This window comes from Buttiauxella izardii, from assembly GCF_003601925.1.
GTDB classification, from domain to species: domain Bacteria; phylum Pseudomonadota; class Gammaproteobacteria; order Enterobacterales; family Enterobacteriaceae; genus Buttiauxella; species Buttiauxella izardii.
Map to the genome: position 1 here is coordinate 15,614 of NZ_QZWH01000017.1, position 16,337 is coordinate 31,950.

Sequence of the window (16,337 nt, forward strand, 5' to 3'; positions counted from 1 at the left end):
TGGAGGGGAAATGAGCGAACAGCAATTTATGGAGCGGATTACGCTTGATAGCCAGGTTATCTCATTTCATCGTCTGCGAGCCTCCAGCGCGCAATATTATCACTGGCATCAGTGCGTTGAGTTTTTATATATTTCAAAAGGATATGGCATTGTGGTGGTCGATAATCAGCATTACACCGCACGGCCTGGGCGCTTATTTATCTTCCCGCCCTTCCGTTTGCATAAGGTTCATGTGGAAGCCAGCGATAAGAACCAGTATCACCGCACAACGATGCATATCGAGCATACGTCGGTGATCGGCACCTTGAATGGTTTCCCACGCCAGCTGGCGCAGTTTTCTGCCCTGGCCGCCAGCAATGCGCCCGCGCAGGTTTACGATTTGAGCGAACAAGCTGAATTTATGGATGCCATTCTGGAGCAGTTCGACAAACTGGAGCTTGATGGGCTTTCGACCGCCAGCGATGTGGCGTTTATGGTGATGCAAATTCTGGCGTTTCTTCCCGCGCAACCGCAAAGATTTATTCAACCACAACAAACGGTTGCATCACAAATCATGCAATGGGTGGAAACTCATTACAGCGAGAAGTTTTCGCTAGATGAACTGGCACAATCGATTGGTTTATCACGCAGTTATACCTCGCGTATTTTTCGCCAACAGACCGGAGGCAGTATCCACGAATACCTGCTGACGCGGCGCATCAAGAAAAGTTGTGATTTATTGCGCACCTCGCCGTTGAGCATTGACGCCATCGCCCAGGAAGTCGGTTTTATCGAAGTGACCTACTTTATTACCTGTTTTAAAAAAATGATGAGCCAGACCCCGTTGCAATACCGCAAGCAATCGAGAGCGAAATTAGCCGCTGAACAAAATATGATCTAAAACAATAAATCAAGGATTAAGAAATTCATTATCTGACGGTGAATCACAATATTGATCATTACATTCCAAATATCCGGGATAATTCTCAAGCGTCATAATTATTTCATATTTTGTTTTTAATGTTTCCCCGCAAGTCAGGTTGTAAATATAGATTAAACGACATAATTAATAGTTCTCCAGATACCTCAAACGGGGTATTATTTTTTGCGCAACTCCCCAACCTTTACCTGTTGTTCCGCTTCAATAAGGAAATGATTATGGCAACTTCCGGCATGGTTCAAAGACTCAACTTGCAGATTAATCAGGATTTTTACTCTTCTAATCTCTACTTAAGATTAAGTCACTGGTGTTCTGAAAAAAGCTTAACTGGCACAGCGACTTTTTTGAGAAATCAGGCGCAGTGCAATGTCACGCAGATGATGCGTATATTTAATTTTATGAAGCAGGCGGGCGGCAATCCCATTGTGGGGGCGATTGAATCACCACAAAGTGAATGCGACTCTCTGGAAATGCTGTTTGAGAAAACCGTCGAAGATTACCAGCAGCGTTGTGCAACTTTAAATAAATTGACCGCAGAGGCGACGGAATTAAAGGATTATCCGACGCTCAATTTCCTGAAAACAATGGATCGCGAACAGGCAGACGAAGGCGTGTTGCTCAATACGATTCTTGACGAGGTGCGCAGTGCTCGCAAAGCCGGGCTGTGCATGAGCCAGACCGACGTGCATCTGACTAATTTAGTGAACCATCAGCAGCATTGATTATATGCACATGGTGGATGACGCTTGCTGTACGACCCGCCACGTAGGTCGGATAAGCGGCAGCGTCATCCGACAAAAACCATTTTCTCAGGCGCACCACATCAATTGTTCGCGCAAACTCAACGCATCTTCCGGGAAACTCGCCAGCACGGTTTTATATCGCGCCGCCTCTTTCGGATACCCACGCATAGATTGCAGCAATAGGCGCAATGCGCTATCCCAGACGATGCCGTCTAAATCGCGGTACGGCCATAAATCCGGATCGGCAATAAACGGCATGAGATAATCAATGCCAAGTTTCACGCTGCGCCCGTCCTGCACCGCATTCCAGCGGTCAAACTCAACATGTTCGGCATAGCGATTCAGTAATAAATGAGCTTCGAGGTTAAACAATGAATAATGGAACGGCACCGGGCGCTCCAGTTCCATGGTTTGCTTTCCTTCCTGGTCGATTTGCGCCGCCATGCGTTGGGTTATCCCCTGCTGAATAATGCGCGCCACCAGCCCTTTGTCTCCGTAGAAAAGCGCATTCACCGCGCGCTGGGCGTCATACCAGGTGCCGTGGTTGTTATGCCAGACGTATTCCGAATGACCGACGTCGCTGAAGAACATCCAGTGGTTGAAATCCCGGAACCACTGATGCAAACCAATAATATCGTCGGTGTCGAGGACGCTGGCATCGCTGATAAGCCCGATAGTGTCGATCACCATCCATAACAGGCGTGTATCGATTAGCCCGGTGCCGCGCCCGGAGACAATCCCCGGAATCGCCTGGCCGTAATTCAGATGCGGGTTCATGCGCGTGGCTTCATCAAGGAACCAGCACTTGATTTGCTCCGCCGCTGCCAGGGCGTATTTGCGTTGACCGGTGAAATACCACGCCAGCCCGAGCGTCAGGCTGCGTTCACACATGCGAATAATGCGTGTGGTGTCGGTGTCATTGTTCTGGCATTGCGGGTTGGTATGCCCGTCGCGGCGGATATACGGCAGGCCATTTGGCCTGCGCGGATTAGGCCACCAGTAGGTTCCCAGGCTGTAATAGTCGTGCGGGTCACCACTCACCGGGCGGAGCTTTTTATGCACCACGCTTTCGGGTGGCTGTCCACGGAGTTTATCCGCCTCGCTCACCAGCCGCCCCAGCGCCAGTTGCAGCGGGGAAAAAGGTTGCTGCAAACCACGGCGGGCGCTCTCCAGGCACGTGACATCCAGGGTGTATAACTTCATCAATCACTCCTTCTTAATGACACGCTACACGCTGCCCGCTGGCGGCATCAAAAATGTGAATACCGGCCACTCTGGGTTGCAGCCATACCGTTTCACCTTCCTGTACATTTAAGCGCTGCTTAAACACAGAGGTAAACGAGCCCCCTCCGGTGTTACAGAACAACTGCATATCAGAACCGGTATTTTCGATGGCGGTGATGGTCGCCTTCAGCGCCCCGCTTTGCTCGCTTTCACTCACCACATTCACCTGTTCCGGGCGTATCGCATACACCACTTTTTGTTGCGGCTGCACTTGAACGCCCGGCGGCAAGCTTAACAAAGAGCCATCGCCCAGGCGTAACATCATCTCGCCGTTTTGTAGCGTCACTTCACCTTTTAACTGATTGATTTCAGGCGAGCCGATGAAACCGGCCACAAAAAGATTCGCCGGGCGGTCATACAATTCCAGCGGACTACCGACCTGTTCAATGCGTCCTTCGCGCAGCACCACAATCATCTGCCCCATGGTCATCGCTTCAATCTGGTCGTGCGTGACGTACACCGAGGTGGTTTTCAGGCGGCGATGCAGTTCGCGGATTTCACCACGCACTTGAGTACGCAATTTGGCATCAAGGTTTGAGAGCGGCTCATCGAACAAAAACACCTGCGGGTTACGCACGATAGCGCGCCCCATCGCCACACGCTGACGCTGGCCGCCGGAGAGATCTTTTGGCAGACGGTCGAGCAGCACGCCCAAACCGAGAAGATCGGCTGCTGCTTCCACTTTCTGGCTGATTTCTGCTTTCGGCAGTTTTGCCATTTTGAGCGCAAAGCCCATATTTTCGCGCACCGTCATTTGCGGATATAACGCGTAACTCTGGAACACCATGGCAATATCGCGCAGCTTCGGCTCAACGTCGGTCACGTCTTTTTCGTTGATGGCCACTTCGCCGCCGGTAATCTCTTCCAGCCCGGCAATCATGCGTAATAGCGTTGATTTACCGCAGCCGCTCGGGCCAACCAACACACAGAACTCACCGTCTGGAATGGTCAACGAAACATCTTTAATAACGTGCGCGTCGCCATATGATTTACAGACATTTTTCAGTACCACGGAACCCATGTGTCGCTCCTTATCCTTTGACCGCGCCGGACATAATCCCGCGATTGAAATGTTTTTGCAGACCGAGATACACGATGATGCTCGGCAACATCGCCAGTAAAGTGATGGCAATAAAGATGTTTGGTGTGATGCTTTCATCGGTGCGCAAGCGGCCGAGGATCACCGGAATGGTGTTCAGGCTGTCGCTGTTCACCACAATCAGCGGCAGCAGATATTGGTCCCAAATCATGATGAAGCCGAACGTCACCACGGTGCCGAGCGCCGGTTTCACCAGCGGCAAAATGACATGGAAGAAAATCTGCCATTCATTCGCGCCGTCAATACGCGCGGCTTCTTCCAACTCTTTGGGTATCGCTGCCATAAATTCGCTAAGCACGAAGATAGAAAATGCCCAGCCCACTACTGGCATAATCATGCCCAGATAGGTGTTGTAGAGTGACGAGTCAATCAGCGGCAGTTGCCAGTTGATGATCATGTACAGCGGAATGGCGATGACTTCTTCCGGCAGCATCATGGTGGAAAGAATGATTAAGCTGACCAACGAGACGCCGATGAATTTTTTGCGGGCCAGCGCGTAGGCCGCCAGCGCACTCACCGAAACCTGCAAAATGGTGCCGAAGAACACCACCACCATCGAGTTGAGCAGATATTGCCAGACGCCAATGTCCTGCCAGGCGAAGATAAAGTTCTCCATGGAAAACTCATTCGGCCACGCCAGCAGTTCGCCCGGTTTGACCGGTGCGCCGCTAAATGCGGTGGCGACAATGCCCCAAAACGGCCCGACGAACACAATTAATAACAGGCCATAAATCATCCAGCGGCCAATGGTATCCCAACGTTTACCTGACATGGGCAGCTCCTTAATAGCGGGCAATGCGCTTTTTCAGCGTGAGGTGACAAATCGTCAGCACCACGGTGAAGGCGAATAACAGGAACGACACCGCCGAAGCATAGCCGTAGTCAAATTGCTCAAAACCGAGTTTGTAGATGTGCGTCATGATCATCTCCGTTGCACCCGAAGGCCCGCCGCCGGTGGTGGCATACACCTCCGCAAACACGCGGAAACCACGGATAAACGACAGCATCAGCACCACAGAAATCGCCGGAATCATGCCGGGCAAGGTGACGTAGCGCAGGCGATTCCACCAGTTCGCACCGTCAACGTTTGAGGCGTCGTACAAATCACGGCTGATACCCGCCAGCCCGGCGATAAATATCACCATGTTGTACGGCACCGCTTTCCAGATATGCAGCAACATAATCACCCACAGCGCCTGGTCCGAACTGGCGAGGAAGCCCTGGTCGGCAACACCGAACCAACTCAGAATATGGTTCACGACCCCGTTTGGCGTGGGGTTAAACAGGATGCGCCACATTTCCGCGACAATCGCCGCACTGGTGACTGCAGGCAGGAAGATCGCGGTGCGGATAAAACGCAGATGGCGAGCCGGGCCTTCGAGCAACATCGCCAGAAAGAACGCCAGCACCGCGCCAACCACCATCGTCACGACGACATATAGGAAGGTATTGAAAACTGCCGAATGCAGTTCGATATCGGCAAACGCGCGGGCAAAGTTAGCAAACCCAACCCATTCATCTGGCTGATTGAAATTCACTTTGTAAAAACTCATCACCAGCCCTTGCAGCATCGGGATGAATTTAAACCAGGTGAAAATGACCAGTGCCGGAGCCAGGAAGATCCACGGCACCAGATTTCGTTTCTGGCGAGAAGTTAACATCGTCATTTTTGCCCGTTTTTAAACGTTATCGTCAGTCCCCCTCACCCAGGCCCTCTCACTGAGGGATAGGTCTGGGTGAGGGCGAGGAGAAAACTTACTTCGCCAACACCTGCTGTTTGGCAAGTTCAGCGTTGACCTTCTCGTTGGTGGCTTTCAGCTCGGCGGAAATATCGCTGCCACAGTCCGCGAGAATACGGTTGAAACCATCCGCGGTGACCTGGCGGATTGGCGTCCAATTCGGTACTTGTGGCACATAACGGCCTTCGTTGGCGTAGAGGCTGGCGAACGTCGCCCAGCGTTCGTCGTTATAGACCGCCTGCGTATCCACATTTTTATTCACCGGCAAACGCACCACCGGCATATGCTTGCTGCCTTTGCCCATGCCGATTTCCTGCCCTTCCTGGGAAATCATAAATTCGATGAACTTACGCGCAGCCTCTTTGTTCTTGCTGCTTTTCATCATGAATACCGTGGTGCCTTCGGCTAACGTGGCGCTGTTTTTCGGGCCTTCCAGCGTCACGACTTCAAACTTGTCTTTGCCGGGATCTTTATCGAATAGCGCGATGTGATACGGCCCGGTAAAGAACATGCCGGTTTGGCCGGAACGGAATGAAGGAATAATGTCGGCAGTGGTGGCGTTAATCGCGCCTGGCTGAACCACTTTTTCGCACAACATGCCGCGCATAAACTGCAGAGTTTCGGTGGCTGCTGGCTCGTCGAGTGAGGCCTTGAACGTGCCTTTGGTCGCCCCTTCACGGATAAAATCACCCCCGGCTTGCCACAGGAATGCACTCATAAACCAGCTGGCATACCCGCGCGTGGTGGAACCTGGCAATAAGAAGCCGTAGGTGTCGTTTTTGCCATTGCCGTCAGGGTCTTGCGTGGTGAAGGCTTTTGCCAGTTTCTCGACATCGCTCCAGGTTTTTGGCGCAGGCATTCCGAGCTTTTCACGCCAGTCTTTGCGCACAAACAGCGCAAAGGTTTGAGCGGATGTGGGCACGCCATAGTATTTACCGTCGGTATAACGGGTACTTTCCCAGGCTGTGGGATAGAGGTTATCGCCACCGGCTATGGTTTTAGGGTCGATTTCTTCGGCGATGCCAAGCTGGATAAATTGCCCCATCGCGACGGCGTCATTAAAGATAAGATCGGGCAACGCATTCCCGGCTGCCGCGCGGGCGAGTCGCTGCTCGAAGTCGGTAGTCGCATTAAAATATTCAATTTTAATGCCGGTCTTTTTCTCAAAGGTTTCCGCTTCTTGCTTGTAGATATTTTTTGAATCATTGCTAGCACGAATCCACACATTCAGTGTTTCTGCTGCAAAGGTTTGTGAGGCACTAAACCCCAGTGCGGATATCAGTAATACGGATTTTAATTTTGTAGGGAACATTTATTTTCACGTCCTTATTTTAAGTAATTTGAATATTGAATAAATGGAGTGAAGCAGATTATTTTCGGTAAAGGAAAAGCTGCCCGATAATTAAATAGAATGCAGGTTTTAAACACAACCGCCTAAAACAGAAATACCGTTTCACAATGCAAAAATGTGTCGAAAGTCACATGAAAATACAGAACCAAAAACACATAAAAAATAAAAACCCACAAATACAGCAAGTTACCAAATTTAACGAAATTAACATTTTTTAAAATTATGTTTAAAACCATTGATTTTCGTGATGTGAAACCCATTTTTTGCGGTCATTTAGCATCCCGAACTGTAATTTGAACTCCGTCACACAAAAATTTATTCCGCCTCTTACACTGCGCAGGAAACATCAATGATATTATTTCCAATCTGATCGTTGATGATTATTAATAACCCCTAAAGTTAATCAGGTGATATTTCTGTCGCCTGCAATTTATTCTACCGATGGACGGAGAAAATATGTGCCCGACAAAACCCACTTTATTGTCCTGCCTGTCATTAATTTCCCTGGCTGTTGCAGGTGTATTAACTGCCTCGCCGTTGTATGCCGCCGATGCACATCCGCTGCAAATAAAACTCGATGATTTACGCTACAGCAAGGAACAGGTTAAAGCACAAAATCCGCAGTTTATCGGTGCGTACCAAAAACTGATTTCCGGGGCGGATAAAGCGCTGACTAAACCGCTGTATTCGGTGATGGATAAAACCCTGGTCGCCGCCAGCGGCGATAAGCACGACTACTACAGTTTCCCACCGTACTGGTGGCCGGATCCAAACAAAAAAGATGGCCTGCCCTATATCCGCAAAGACGGTCAGACCAATCCCGATGCCAACAGCGACGCCACGGACAAAAAACGCCTGGTCAACATGAGCAATGACGTGTGGACGCTGGCGCTGGCGTGGCAATTCACACAAAACCCAGCGTACGCCGAAAAGGCCCGCGATCAGCTGCTGAACTGGTTCGTGAAGCCAGAAACGCGCATGAACCCAAATCTACAACACGCCCAGGCCATTCCGGGCGTTAATGACGGGCGTGGAATCGGGCTGATTGATAGCCGTGCATTAGTTGAAGTGATTGATGCCGTAGAACTATTACGCCCGGCGAATATGATCAGCGATGAAGATTATCAGAAGATAAAACAGTGGTATGGCGATTTTTATCAGTGGATGACCACCAGCCAGAACGGTTTTGAAGAAGATAACTGGCATAACAATCACGGCACTTATTTTGATTTGCAGGCTGCGTCATTTGCCTTGTTTAGCGGTGATACTGCTGCTGCCAAAAAGCGTCTGCAAATTACGCAGCTACGCCGGATCCCTTCCCATTTTGACAAAGAAGGCCGTCAGATGGCTGAAATTGAGCGCACACGCCCGTGGCATTACAGCAATTTCCACCTGGAGGCTTACAACAAACTCGGGCGCTTAGGGGAAGTTGCCGGTGAGGATGTGTGGAACGTCAACGTTGACGGCCGTAGCTTGCGTAAGGGCTACACCTATGTCGCTAATTTCGTGAATAGCAACGAAACCTGGCCATGGAAAGATATTGATAAAATGGATGATAAAAAAGCATTGGTGAATATGGTGAGCGCCGCACGGGCGTGGCCTGACGACAAGTTATTTGCCGAGAAAGCGCAGTGGCTTATGGCGAAATATCCGGACGATATTTCTCATCTTATTACCCCATTAAAACCACACTGATTGAGAATAAGGATCGAGCGATGAAGCAGTTCACCACGCAACAACTTATTCTTCTTCGGCAACGTGTTAACCAACAGCCAGCATTCATTGAGCAACTGATTACCGATAATTCAGTGGTGCTGGGCAACCCGGTGCAAGTACCCGAAACGGCAGTAGCCACCTGGAACCTTTATTATTACTGCCCTGACCACGGCGTCAGGCTGGTCTGGGACAAAAATGCCCCGACTTCTCATTGCTGCCCAATTGACGGGCAGCGGTTTAGCGGCGAGCCATACGACGGAGCCTGGTGGCGCGAACTCAACGGGCTGAATGCCAAAGCCTGTCATCAGCTCGGCATTTTATGGCGGTTAACCGGGGAGCAAATTTACCTCGATAAAGTCCGTGATTTACTGCTGCGCTACGCCGAGTTTTACCCAGGCTACGCCATCCACGGCGGTATTCCTTATAACGGGCCGGGCAAAATGAACGCCCAGACGCTGTGCGAAGCCAATTGCCTGCTGGATTTCACCCTCGGATTTGATTGCATCAATGAAGCACTGACAAACGAGCAACGCGAATACATCACCACTCGCCTGTTGCGAGAAGGTGCGCAATTTCTGATGGCCCACCGCACCGCACAACTCCATAACCATGAAGTCAAGATTGGCTGCACCGTCGGGGTTTTGGGGCTGGTGCTGGAAGAGGATGAACTGCTGGAGTTTGCCGTTAACCAGCCTTACGGGTTGCGTTATCAACTTGAACATGGGCTGTTCGATGAAGGGTTATGGTTCGAGGGGTCGGTTCATTATCATTTCTACGCTCTGCAAGGGTTCCTGGCGTTTGAAAAGCTGGCGATGGGCACACGCTGGAGCCTGCTCGATGAACCGTACTATAAAAAAATGCTCAGTTTCCCGCTGACGTTGCTGATGCCCGATGGCACTTTCCCGCGCATCAATGATTGTATTTACGGCCAGGAAAAACTCGATCACAGCCATCTTTATGAATTTGCCTGGTTCTACTACCAGGAACCGCAGTACGCCGCCGCACTAAAGGTGATTAATCAGCAACATCCGCACCCGAATCTGGATGCGCTTATCTATACCCGACCGCTGCCAGAACAGGTTCCCGAACTGATTCCCGGTGGGCATTTGCACGCCCCGGACTGCGGCCTGACTATCTGGCGCAACCCGCAAAAGAGACGTGCACTGTTGGTAAAACACACGCCTTACGGTGGCGAGCATGACCACTACGATCGCCTGAATCTTGTGCTGTTTAATGGCGCAGAAGAAATATTGCCCGACCTTGGAACCACGGGTTACGGCGCGCCGATGCATTATGCATATTACAAAAATAGCGCCACGCACAATACGGTTACGGTTAACCAGACGAATCAACCGCCTGCCATTCCTGTAGTGCGCCAATACTATGAAAGCGAAGCATTTTGCTGGCTCGATAGCGAAGTGGACTGGCGACAAACCCCGCCGGAGCTGGACAGCCACACCCGCGTGCAATGGGATGTTGAGGCCTGGCGCGATGTGCGTTTCCGCCGCCGTTTACTGTGGCTGGACAACGCCTTAATTGACATCAGCAACGTGCAAAACCCGCATCGCCAGCAGCTCGACTGGACACTGCATCTCAAGGGAAAAGCGCTTGATGTTGAAGGCGAACGGGTGACATTCTGCCCCAACGGCCCGCTCGCGATTATGCAGGATGCACATTGCGTTCAGTTGAAGAATAGCCAGCCACGAAATTTTGGCAGCGCACACAATGGGCAGGCTTTGTGGCTACACGGGCAGGCCGAGCTCTGGCAAGGCAAAGCACCGGATAATCCGGCGGTGAAAGACCTGAGTTATGTTGTGTTACGCAGCCATGAACCCAGCCCCGAGTTTGTCTGCGTGTGGGATTTCGACAACTCACAACCGATAACAGATATGCAGGTCACGCCGGATAATAGCGGTATGCGTATTGCGCTAAAACGCGGTGAGAACGTGTTACTGATTGATATTGCCAGCGACGAAACAAAGCTTCCTCGCCTTCAGCATTCGCACATTCCTCTCTAAGTCGACACTCCGCCACCAGGCGGAGTGTTAACAAAATGTTATTAACCATCTGTTTTCATTGAATTTTAACATTTAAGATCTGTGTCTCATTGGTAATCCTTACATTCTGTAATGCTAAAGCAATACCTAACGTTAAGGGATTACCATGATAACCATTGAATTTATTGTCATTATTTTATGTCTTCTGGTTGGAACGCGTTTTGGCGGGATGGGGCTGGGCCTGATCAGTGGGATTGGGCTGTTTATCCTGACCTTTATTTTTGGCCTGGAGCCAGGCAAACCGCCGGTTGACGTGATGCTCACCATTCTGGCGGTGATTGGCTGCGCGGCTACATTGCAGACGGCAGGCGGCCTGAATGTGATGATGCAGTTCGCGGAACGGCTCCTGCGCAAACATCCTCAACACATTACGCTACTTGCCCCTTTCACCACCTGGATGCTGACGTTCCTGTGCGGCACCGGCCATGTTGTTTACACCATGTTCCCGATCATTGCCGATATCGCGCTTAAAAAAGGCATTCGCCCGGAACGCCCAATGGCGGTGGCGTCGATTGCCTCGCAAATGGCGATTACGGCCTCTCCGGTTTCGGTGGCGGTGGTTTCGCTGATTTCGATTCTGGCGGCGAATCATGGTATCGGCCACGCGTGGGGCATCCTCGATATTCTTTGCGTTTCCGTCCCCGCGTCGTTATTTGGCGTGCTAATTGCTGCGCTGTGGAGTTTACGCCGCGGTAAGGATTTGGAAGATGACGAGGAATTTCAGGAGAAGTTGAAAGACCCGAAACAGCGTGAGTTTATCTACGGCAGCAGCGAAACGCTGATGAACCAGGTGTTCCCAAAACAAGCCTACTGGTCGACGTGGATTTTCTTCGCCGGGATTTTAGTGGTGGTGTTATTGGGGGCGATTCCCGCATTGCGCCCGGCCTTTGAAATTAAAGGCTCGCTCAAGCCGCTGTCGATGAATCTGGTGATTCAGATGATGATGTTGATTGCCGGTGCGGTGATGCTGATGGTGTGCAAAGTGAATGCTTCCGCCATCTCCAACGGTGCGGTATTTAAAGCCGGGATGGTGGCGATTTTCTCGGTGTTTGGCGTGGCATGGATGAGCGACACGTTTTTCCAGGCGCATCTGGAAGAGCTGAAAATGGCACTGGAAGGCGTGGTGAAAAGCCATCCGTGGACGTATGCCATCGTGCTATTTTTAGTATCAAAACTGGTGAATAGCCAGGCCGCCGCGTTAACCGCCGTGGCTCCGATGGGGTTGATGTTAGGCGTTGAGCCGAAAATGCTGATTGCCTTCTTCCCGGCATCCTACGGTTACTTTGTACTGCCGACTTATCCAAGCGATTTAGCGTGTATCGGCTTCGACCGTTCCGGCACCACCAGGATTGGCAAGTTCATCATTAACCACAGTTTCATTTTGCCAGGATTGATCGGTGTGAGTTGTGCGTGTGCGGCGAGTTATTTGTTGGTGATGACGTTCTTCTAAGCGTGAATCAGACGGGTTTTGTAAGGTGGATGAGCGGCATTCGTCATCCACCATTTTTGCCTGTTATGTCGGATGACGCTGCCGCTTATCCGACCTACAAAAAGGCGATATACGGATGGAATTAATGCGCTTCGTTTTGCGGCGTAAATTTCAGCTCAATCAGGCTAATCGCTTTTTGAATCGCGCGGCGGGTCACGGGATCTGCCGCTGCCGGATGGGTGGTGAAATCAATGGTCTTTAATTGATTCGCCATTTTTTCGCGCACTTCTACCGGCGCAATCACATCAATCACATCCAGAATTTGCTTAATCACTAACTGACATGCCACGACGTCGGAAACCAGTTCCTGGTCAGCAGATAATTGTTCAGACATTGTTATTTCTCCTGTTTCAAGATGGGCGACATAGTACTCGTGGCAATGTGCGCGAGGCAATGATCCATTCTGGAAGCAGCCTCGAAAATCACGTAACAACTTTGCGAATTCACTTAGCCTTCCCCATTCTGCATGCTATTTAAGTACGCCATTGACTTACTCATTATTTCTGATAACTTAATCTTGGCTATAAGCCAATGGCGGATACTATGCATTTTATCGAAACGCCCATTTTTACAGAGGATGTTGGCGCATTACTTACGGATGAGGAATACAGGCTGTTTCAGGTATTTCTCACATTATCACCGGATAGTGGCGATGTGATCCCTCATACCGGAGGCTTGCGTAAAGTACGTTGGCTGGCGAAAAACAAAGGGAAACGAGGTGGCGTCAGAGTCATTTATTTCCATAAAAACGTCGAGAGCATCATCAGGTTGTTACTAATTTACCCGAAAGGAATGAAAGACGATCTCAGTGAAACCGAAAAACGCTTTTTGCGGCAAATGAACGAGAGGTGGTAAATGGATAAGAAATTGTTCGCACGTCTGTCCGAAAGTATGGCGCAGATGAATGAGATTGTTGAAGGCAAACGCGAACCATCTCGTGCAATAGAAGTGACCGCTACCCAGGTCAAAGCCATTCGTCAGGCGACCGGGTTATCACAGGCGGGTTTTGCTCGTTTAATCTCCGTAAGTGTTGATACGCTGAAAAACTGGGAACAGGGCCGCCGCGAACCGACTGGCCCTGCCAAAGCCTTGCTGCGTGCGATTGAGAATGACCCCGAGCATGTCATTCTCGCTCTTGCACCTCGCTAAAGGCTCTTATTGTCTTCAAACAACCAGCAAGCCACGCGGTGACCGGGTGAAATCTCCTGTATAACCGGGGCTTCACGTTGGCATTTATCCATCGCTCGCGGGCAACGGTTGCAGAATTTACAGCCCGGCCAGTCGCTCATTGCACCGGGCAACTCACCTTTGATGCCGCCCTGATCCAGCATTTGGACATGTGGGTCGGCAACTGGAATTGAGGCCAGCAGCGCACGGGTGTACGGATGCGCCGGTTCGGTATAAAGCGTTTCGGCGGGGGCTTCTTCCACCAGCGAGCCGAGATACATCACGCCGATGCGGTCGGAAATATGGCGCACCATCGATAAATCGTGCGCAATAAACAGATACGTCAGCCCGAATGCCTGCTGCAAATCCTGCAAAATATTCACCACCTGCGCCTGCACCGAAACATCCAGCGCCGACAGCGGCTCATCGCACAACACAAATTCCGGGTTTACCGAAAGCGCACGCGCAATGCTGATACGCTGGCGCTGGCCGCCGCTGAACTCATGTGGGAAACGGTTTAAATGCTCCGCTTTTAGCCCGACTTTTTCGAGCAACTCAAGCGTGCGGGCTGTGCGTTGTTCTTTGTCGTAACCGTGGATTTTCATCGGTTCGGCAATTAACTGCGCAACGGTCATCCCCGGATTGAGCGAAGAATACGGGTCCTGGAAAATAGCCTGCATACGGCGGCGCAATGGTTTGAGTTGCTTGTCGCTCATATGAGCGATGTCCTGGCCGGCAAATTCAATTTCGCCGTCGGTGATATCAAACAGACGTAAAACGCTGCGCCCGAGCGTCGATTTCCCGCAGCCCGATTCGCCCACCAGGCCGTAAGTTTCACCGGGATAGATATCGAAACTCACGCCGTCCACCGCTTTCACCGGCGGCGTTTTGTTAAACCATCCTTGTTGGCTATGGAAATATTTGCGCAGCCCTTTCACGCGCACCAGCGGCTTAACGTCCTGCATGATTCACCTCCGTATCCCATAACCAGCACTTGGCCTGATGATCTTCTGCAATTTGATACATTGGCGGCAGGCTGCTGCAACGCTCCATGCGCTGGGGGCAACGCTCGGCAAACGGGCAGCCGGGTGGCGGATTCAGCAATCCAGGCGGTGAGCCTTCGATTGGCGACAAACGTTCACTCACTTCCCCCGGACGGGGTAATGAAGCCAGCAATCCACGGGTGTACGGATGCGCCGGGCGATAGAAAATGTCGTCCACGCTCCCCTGCTCCATCACTAACCCGCCGTACATCACCACTACGCGGGAACACACCTGCGCGACCACGCCGAGATCGTGGGTGATCAGCATAATAGCGGTGTCTGTTTGCTGCTGAAGCTGTTTTAGCAAACGCAAAATCTGCGCCTGAATGGTCACATCCAGCGCGGTGGTCGGTTCATCGGCAATCAGTAATTTCGGGTGGCAAGACAGCGCAATGGCAATCATCACGCGCTGGCGCATGCCGCCGCTGAACTCGTGCGGATACTGGTTATAACGCTGTTCCGCGTTGCCAATCCCCACCTGTTGCAGCATGGCGATGGATTTCTCTTTGGCTGCCTTTTTGCTGAGATTCTGATTCCGAATCAGAATCTCGCTCATCTGTTTGCCAATCGTCAGCACCGGGTTAAGCGCGGTCATCGGATCCTGGAAGATCATCGCAATATCATTGCCGCGAATATGGCGCATCTGCTCCGGCGTTTTACGGGCCAAATCTTCGCCCATAAAATGAACGTGCCCGCCGACCACTTTGCCGTTGCTGCCCAAAAGCTTCAGCACCGACTTACAGGTGACGCTTTTGCCGCAGCCTGATTCGCCGACGATGCCCACCACTTCGCCGCGTTTCACCGCAAAACTGACGCCGCGCACCGCTTTCACTTCCCCTTCGCGGGTGAAGAACGAAGTTTGCAGGTTTTCGAGTTCGAGTAAGTTATTCATCGCGGTTCGCTCCAGGCTCGAAAGCAGTACGTAATACGTCGCCCAGCACGTTAAAACTCAGCACCGTCAGCAAGATCAGGACGCCAGGGAACATCGCCAGCCACGTCGCTTCGCCAATAAAGGATTGCGCGTTGTTGAGCATACTGCCCCACGACGCATTCGGCTGCTGCACGCCAAGGCCGAGGAAGCTGAGTGTCGATTCCATGAGGATTGCCGAGGCGATATTCAGCGTCGCCGCCACCATAATGGTCGGCAAAATGTTCGGGATAATGTGGCGCGCAATAATAATCAGCGGGTGTTCGCCACAGGCGCGGGCATACACCACGTATTCACGCTCTTTCACCGATAAGGTTTCTGCGCGTACCAGGCGGGACATACTCATCCACGTCAATGCACTGATAATCATAATGATATTGGCGATGCCGGGTTTCAGATACGCATTCAACACCAGCAGTAAAAAGAACGCCGGAATCGACATTAAGATATCGACCACGCGCATCATAATGTTGTCTATTCGACCACCAAAATAGCCGCTCACGGTGCCGACCAGCGTACCAATCAACGTCGAGAACACCATCGACAGGAAGCCCACCATCAGGGAAATCTGGCCGCCGTACAGCGCACGAGTAAAGTAGTCGCGCCCGTAATCATCGGTGCCGAACCAGTGCGCGGCGTCCGGCGGCAGCAGCCTTGCGGTGAGCGACATCTGATTTGGATCAAAAGGACTGAGTGCGGCCAGTAACGCCGCAATGCTGAAAACAATCAGAACCAGGAGCGAGAATTGAGCTGGACGATTACGTTTCAGGCCGTGTTTAACTTGTTGCCAACGTCTACTCAT

The 16,337-nt window shown here is 51.4% G+C and carries 16 protein-coding genes; 7 read left to right on the top strand and 9 right to left on the bottom strand.

From position 1 onward, the window contains the following. Positions 1-10 precede the first annotated feature (10 nt). Both D6029_RS09265 and D6029_RS09270 read left to right on the top strand, forming a co-directional pair. Entirely contained in the window at positions 11-880 is an 870-nt protein-coding gene (locus tag D6029_RS09265; RefSeq protein WP_120064498.1) for an AraC family transcriptional regulator, read from the top strand. 257 nt (positions 881-1,137) lie between these two features. Continuing rightward, positions 1,138-1,641, top strand: a complete 504-nt coding sequence (locus D6029_RS09270; protein ID WP_120064499.1) for a non-heme ferritin-like protein — start codon at positions 1,138-1,140, stop codon at positions 1,639-1,641. Between the two features lie 87 nt (positions 1,642-1,728). On the opposite strand, the gene D6029_RS09275 is transcribed toward D6029_RS09270, so the two are convergent. The 5 genes from D6029_RS09275 to D6029_RS09295 form a co-directional block, all read right to left on the bottom strand. Then, the gene (locus D6029_RS09275) at positions 1,729-2,865 is read right to left on the bottom strand and encodes an alginate lyase family protein (RefSeq protein WP_120064500.1); all 1,137 of its coding nucleotides are present in this window, start codon (positions 2,863-2,865) and stop codon (positions 1,729-1,731) included. 13 nt (positions 2,866-2,878) lie between these two features. Next, positions 2,879-3,967 (bottom strand): ABC transporter ATP-binding protein, encoded by a 1,089-nt coding sequence (locus D6029_RS09280; protein ID WP_120064501.1) that lies wholly within the window; start codon positions 3,965-3,967, stop codon positions 2,879-2,881. 10 nt (positions 3,968-3,977) lie between these two features. Further along, complete coding sequence (locus D6029_RS09285; RefSeq protein WP_120064502.1) at positions 3,978-4,817, bottom strand: carbohydrate ABC transporter permease; 840 nt, start codon at positions 4,815-4,817, stop codon at positions 3,978-3,980. A gap of 10 nt (positions 4,818-4,827) precedes the next feature. Next, entirely contained in the window at positions 4,828-5,712 is an 885-nt protein-coding gene (locus D6029_RS09290; protein ID WP_120064503.1) for a carbohydrate ABC transporter permease, read from the bottom strand. An 88-nt stretch (positions 5,713-5,800) separates the two neighbouring features. Beyond that, positions 5,801-7,096, bottom strand: a complete 1,296-nt coding sequence (locus tag D6029_RS09295) for an ABC transporter substrate-binding protein (RefSeq protein WP_120064504.1) — start codon at positions 7,094-7,096, stop codon at positions 5,801-5,803. A gap of 495 nt (positions 7,097-7,591) precedes the next feature. On the opposite strand from D6029_RS09295, the gene D6029_RS09300 reads away from it, so the two are divergent. The 3 genes from D6029_RS09300 (at position 7,592) to D6029_RS09310 (ending at position 12,358) form a co-directional block, all read left to right on the top strand. Continuing rightward, positions 7,592-8,830, top strand: a complete 1,239-nt coding sequence (locus D6029_RS09300) for an alginate lyase family protein (RefSeq protein WP_120064505.1) — start codon at positions 7,592-7,594, stop codon at positions 8,828-8,830. Between the two features lie 20 nt (positions 8,831-8,850). Further along, positions 8,851-10,869, top strand: a complete 2,019-nt coding sequence (locus D6029_RS09305; protein ID WP_120064506.1) for a heparinase II/III domain-containing protein — start codon at positions 8,851-8,853, stop codon at positions 10,867-10,869. 145 nt (positions 10,870-11,014) lie between these two features. After that, positions 11,015-12,358, top strand: a complete 1,344-nt coding sequence (locus D6029_RS09310) for an anaerobic C4-dicarboxylate transporter (protein WP_120064507.1) — start codon at positions 11,015-11,017, stop codon at positions 12,356-12,358. 121 nt (positions 12,359-12,479) lie between these two features. Here D6029_RS09310 and D6029_RS09315 read toward each other — a convergent pair whose 3' ends face one another. Continuing rightward, complete coding sequence (locus tag D6029_RS09315; protein ID WP_120064508.1) at positions 12,480-12,731, bottom strand: DUF2766 family protein; 252 nt, start codon at positions 12,729-12,731, stop codon at positions 12,480-12,482. A gap of 209 nt (positions 12,732-12,940) precedes the next feature. Between D6029_RS09315 and D6029_RS09320 the strand changes: the two genes are divergently transcribed. Together D6029_RS09320 and nadS are read left to right on the top strand one after the other, a co-directional pair. After that, complete coding sequence (locus tag D6029_RS09320; RefSeq protein WP_120064509.1) at positions 12,941-13,252, top strand: type II toxin-antitoxin system RelE/ParE family toxin; 312 nt, start codon at positions 12,941-12,943, stop codon at positions 13,250-13,252. Next, entirely contained in the window at positions 13,253-13,546 is a 294-nt protein-coding gene (nadS, locus tag D6029_RS09325) for a NadS family protein (protein ID WP_120064510.1), read from the top strand. Here the strand turns inward: nadS and D6029_RS09330 are convergent. Genes D6029_RS09330 through D6029_RS09340 form a run of 3 tightly spaced genes read right to left on the bottom strand, consistent with a single transcriptional unit; the run spans position 13,543 to position 16,337 of the window. Next, the gene (locus D6029_RS09330) at positions 13,543-14,529 is read right to left on the bottom strand and encodes an ABC transporter ATP-binding protein (RefSeq protein WP_120064511.1); all 987 of its coding nucleotides are present in this window, start codon (positions 14,527-14,529) and stop codon (positions 13,543-13,545) included. The two genes, nadS and D6029_RS09330, sit on opposite strands and share 4 nt — an antisense overlap. Further along, positions 14,516-15,499: an ABC transporter ATP-binding protein gene (locus tag D6029_RS09335; RefSeq protein ID WP_120064512.1), complete on the bottom strand. Its 984-nt coding sequence runs from the start codon at positions 15,497-15,499 to the stop codon at positions 14,516-14,518. Before D6029_RS09335 ends, D6029_RS09330 begins: the two co-directional genes overlap by 14 nt. After that, complete coding sequence (locus tag D6029_RS09340; protein WP_120064513.1) at positions 15,492-16,337, bottom strand: ABC transporter permease; 846 nt, start codon at positions 16,335-16,337, stop codon at positions 15,492-15,494. The genes D6029_RS09335 and D6029_RS09340 overlap by 8 nt, the downstream gene beginning before the upstream one ends.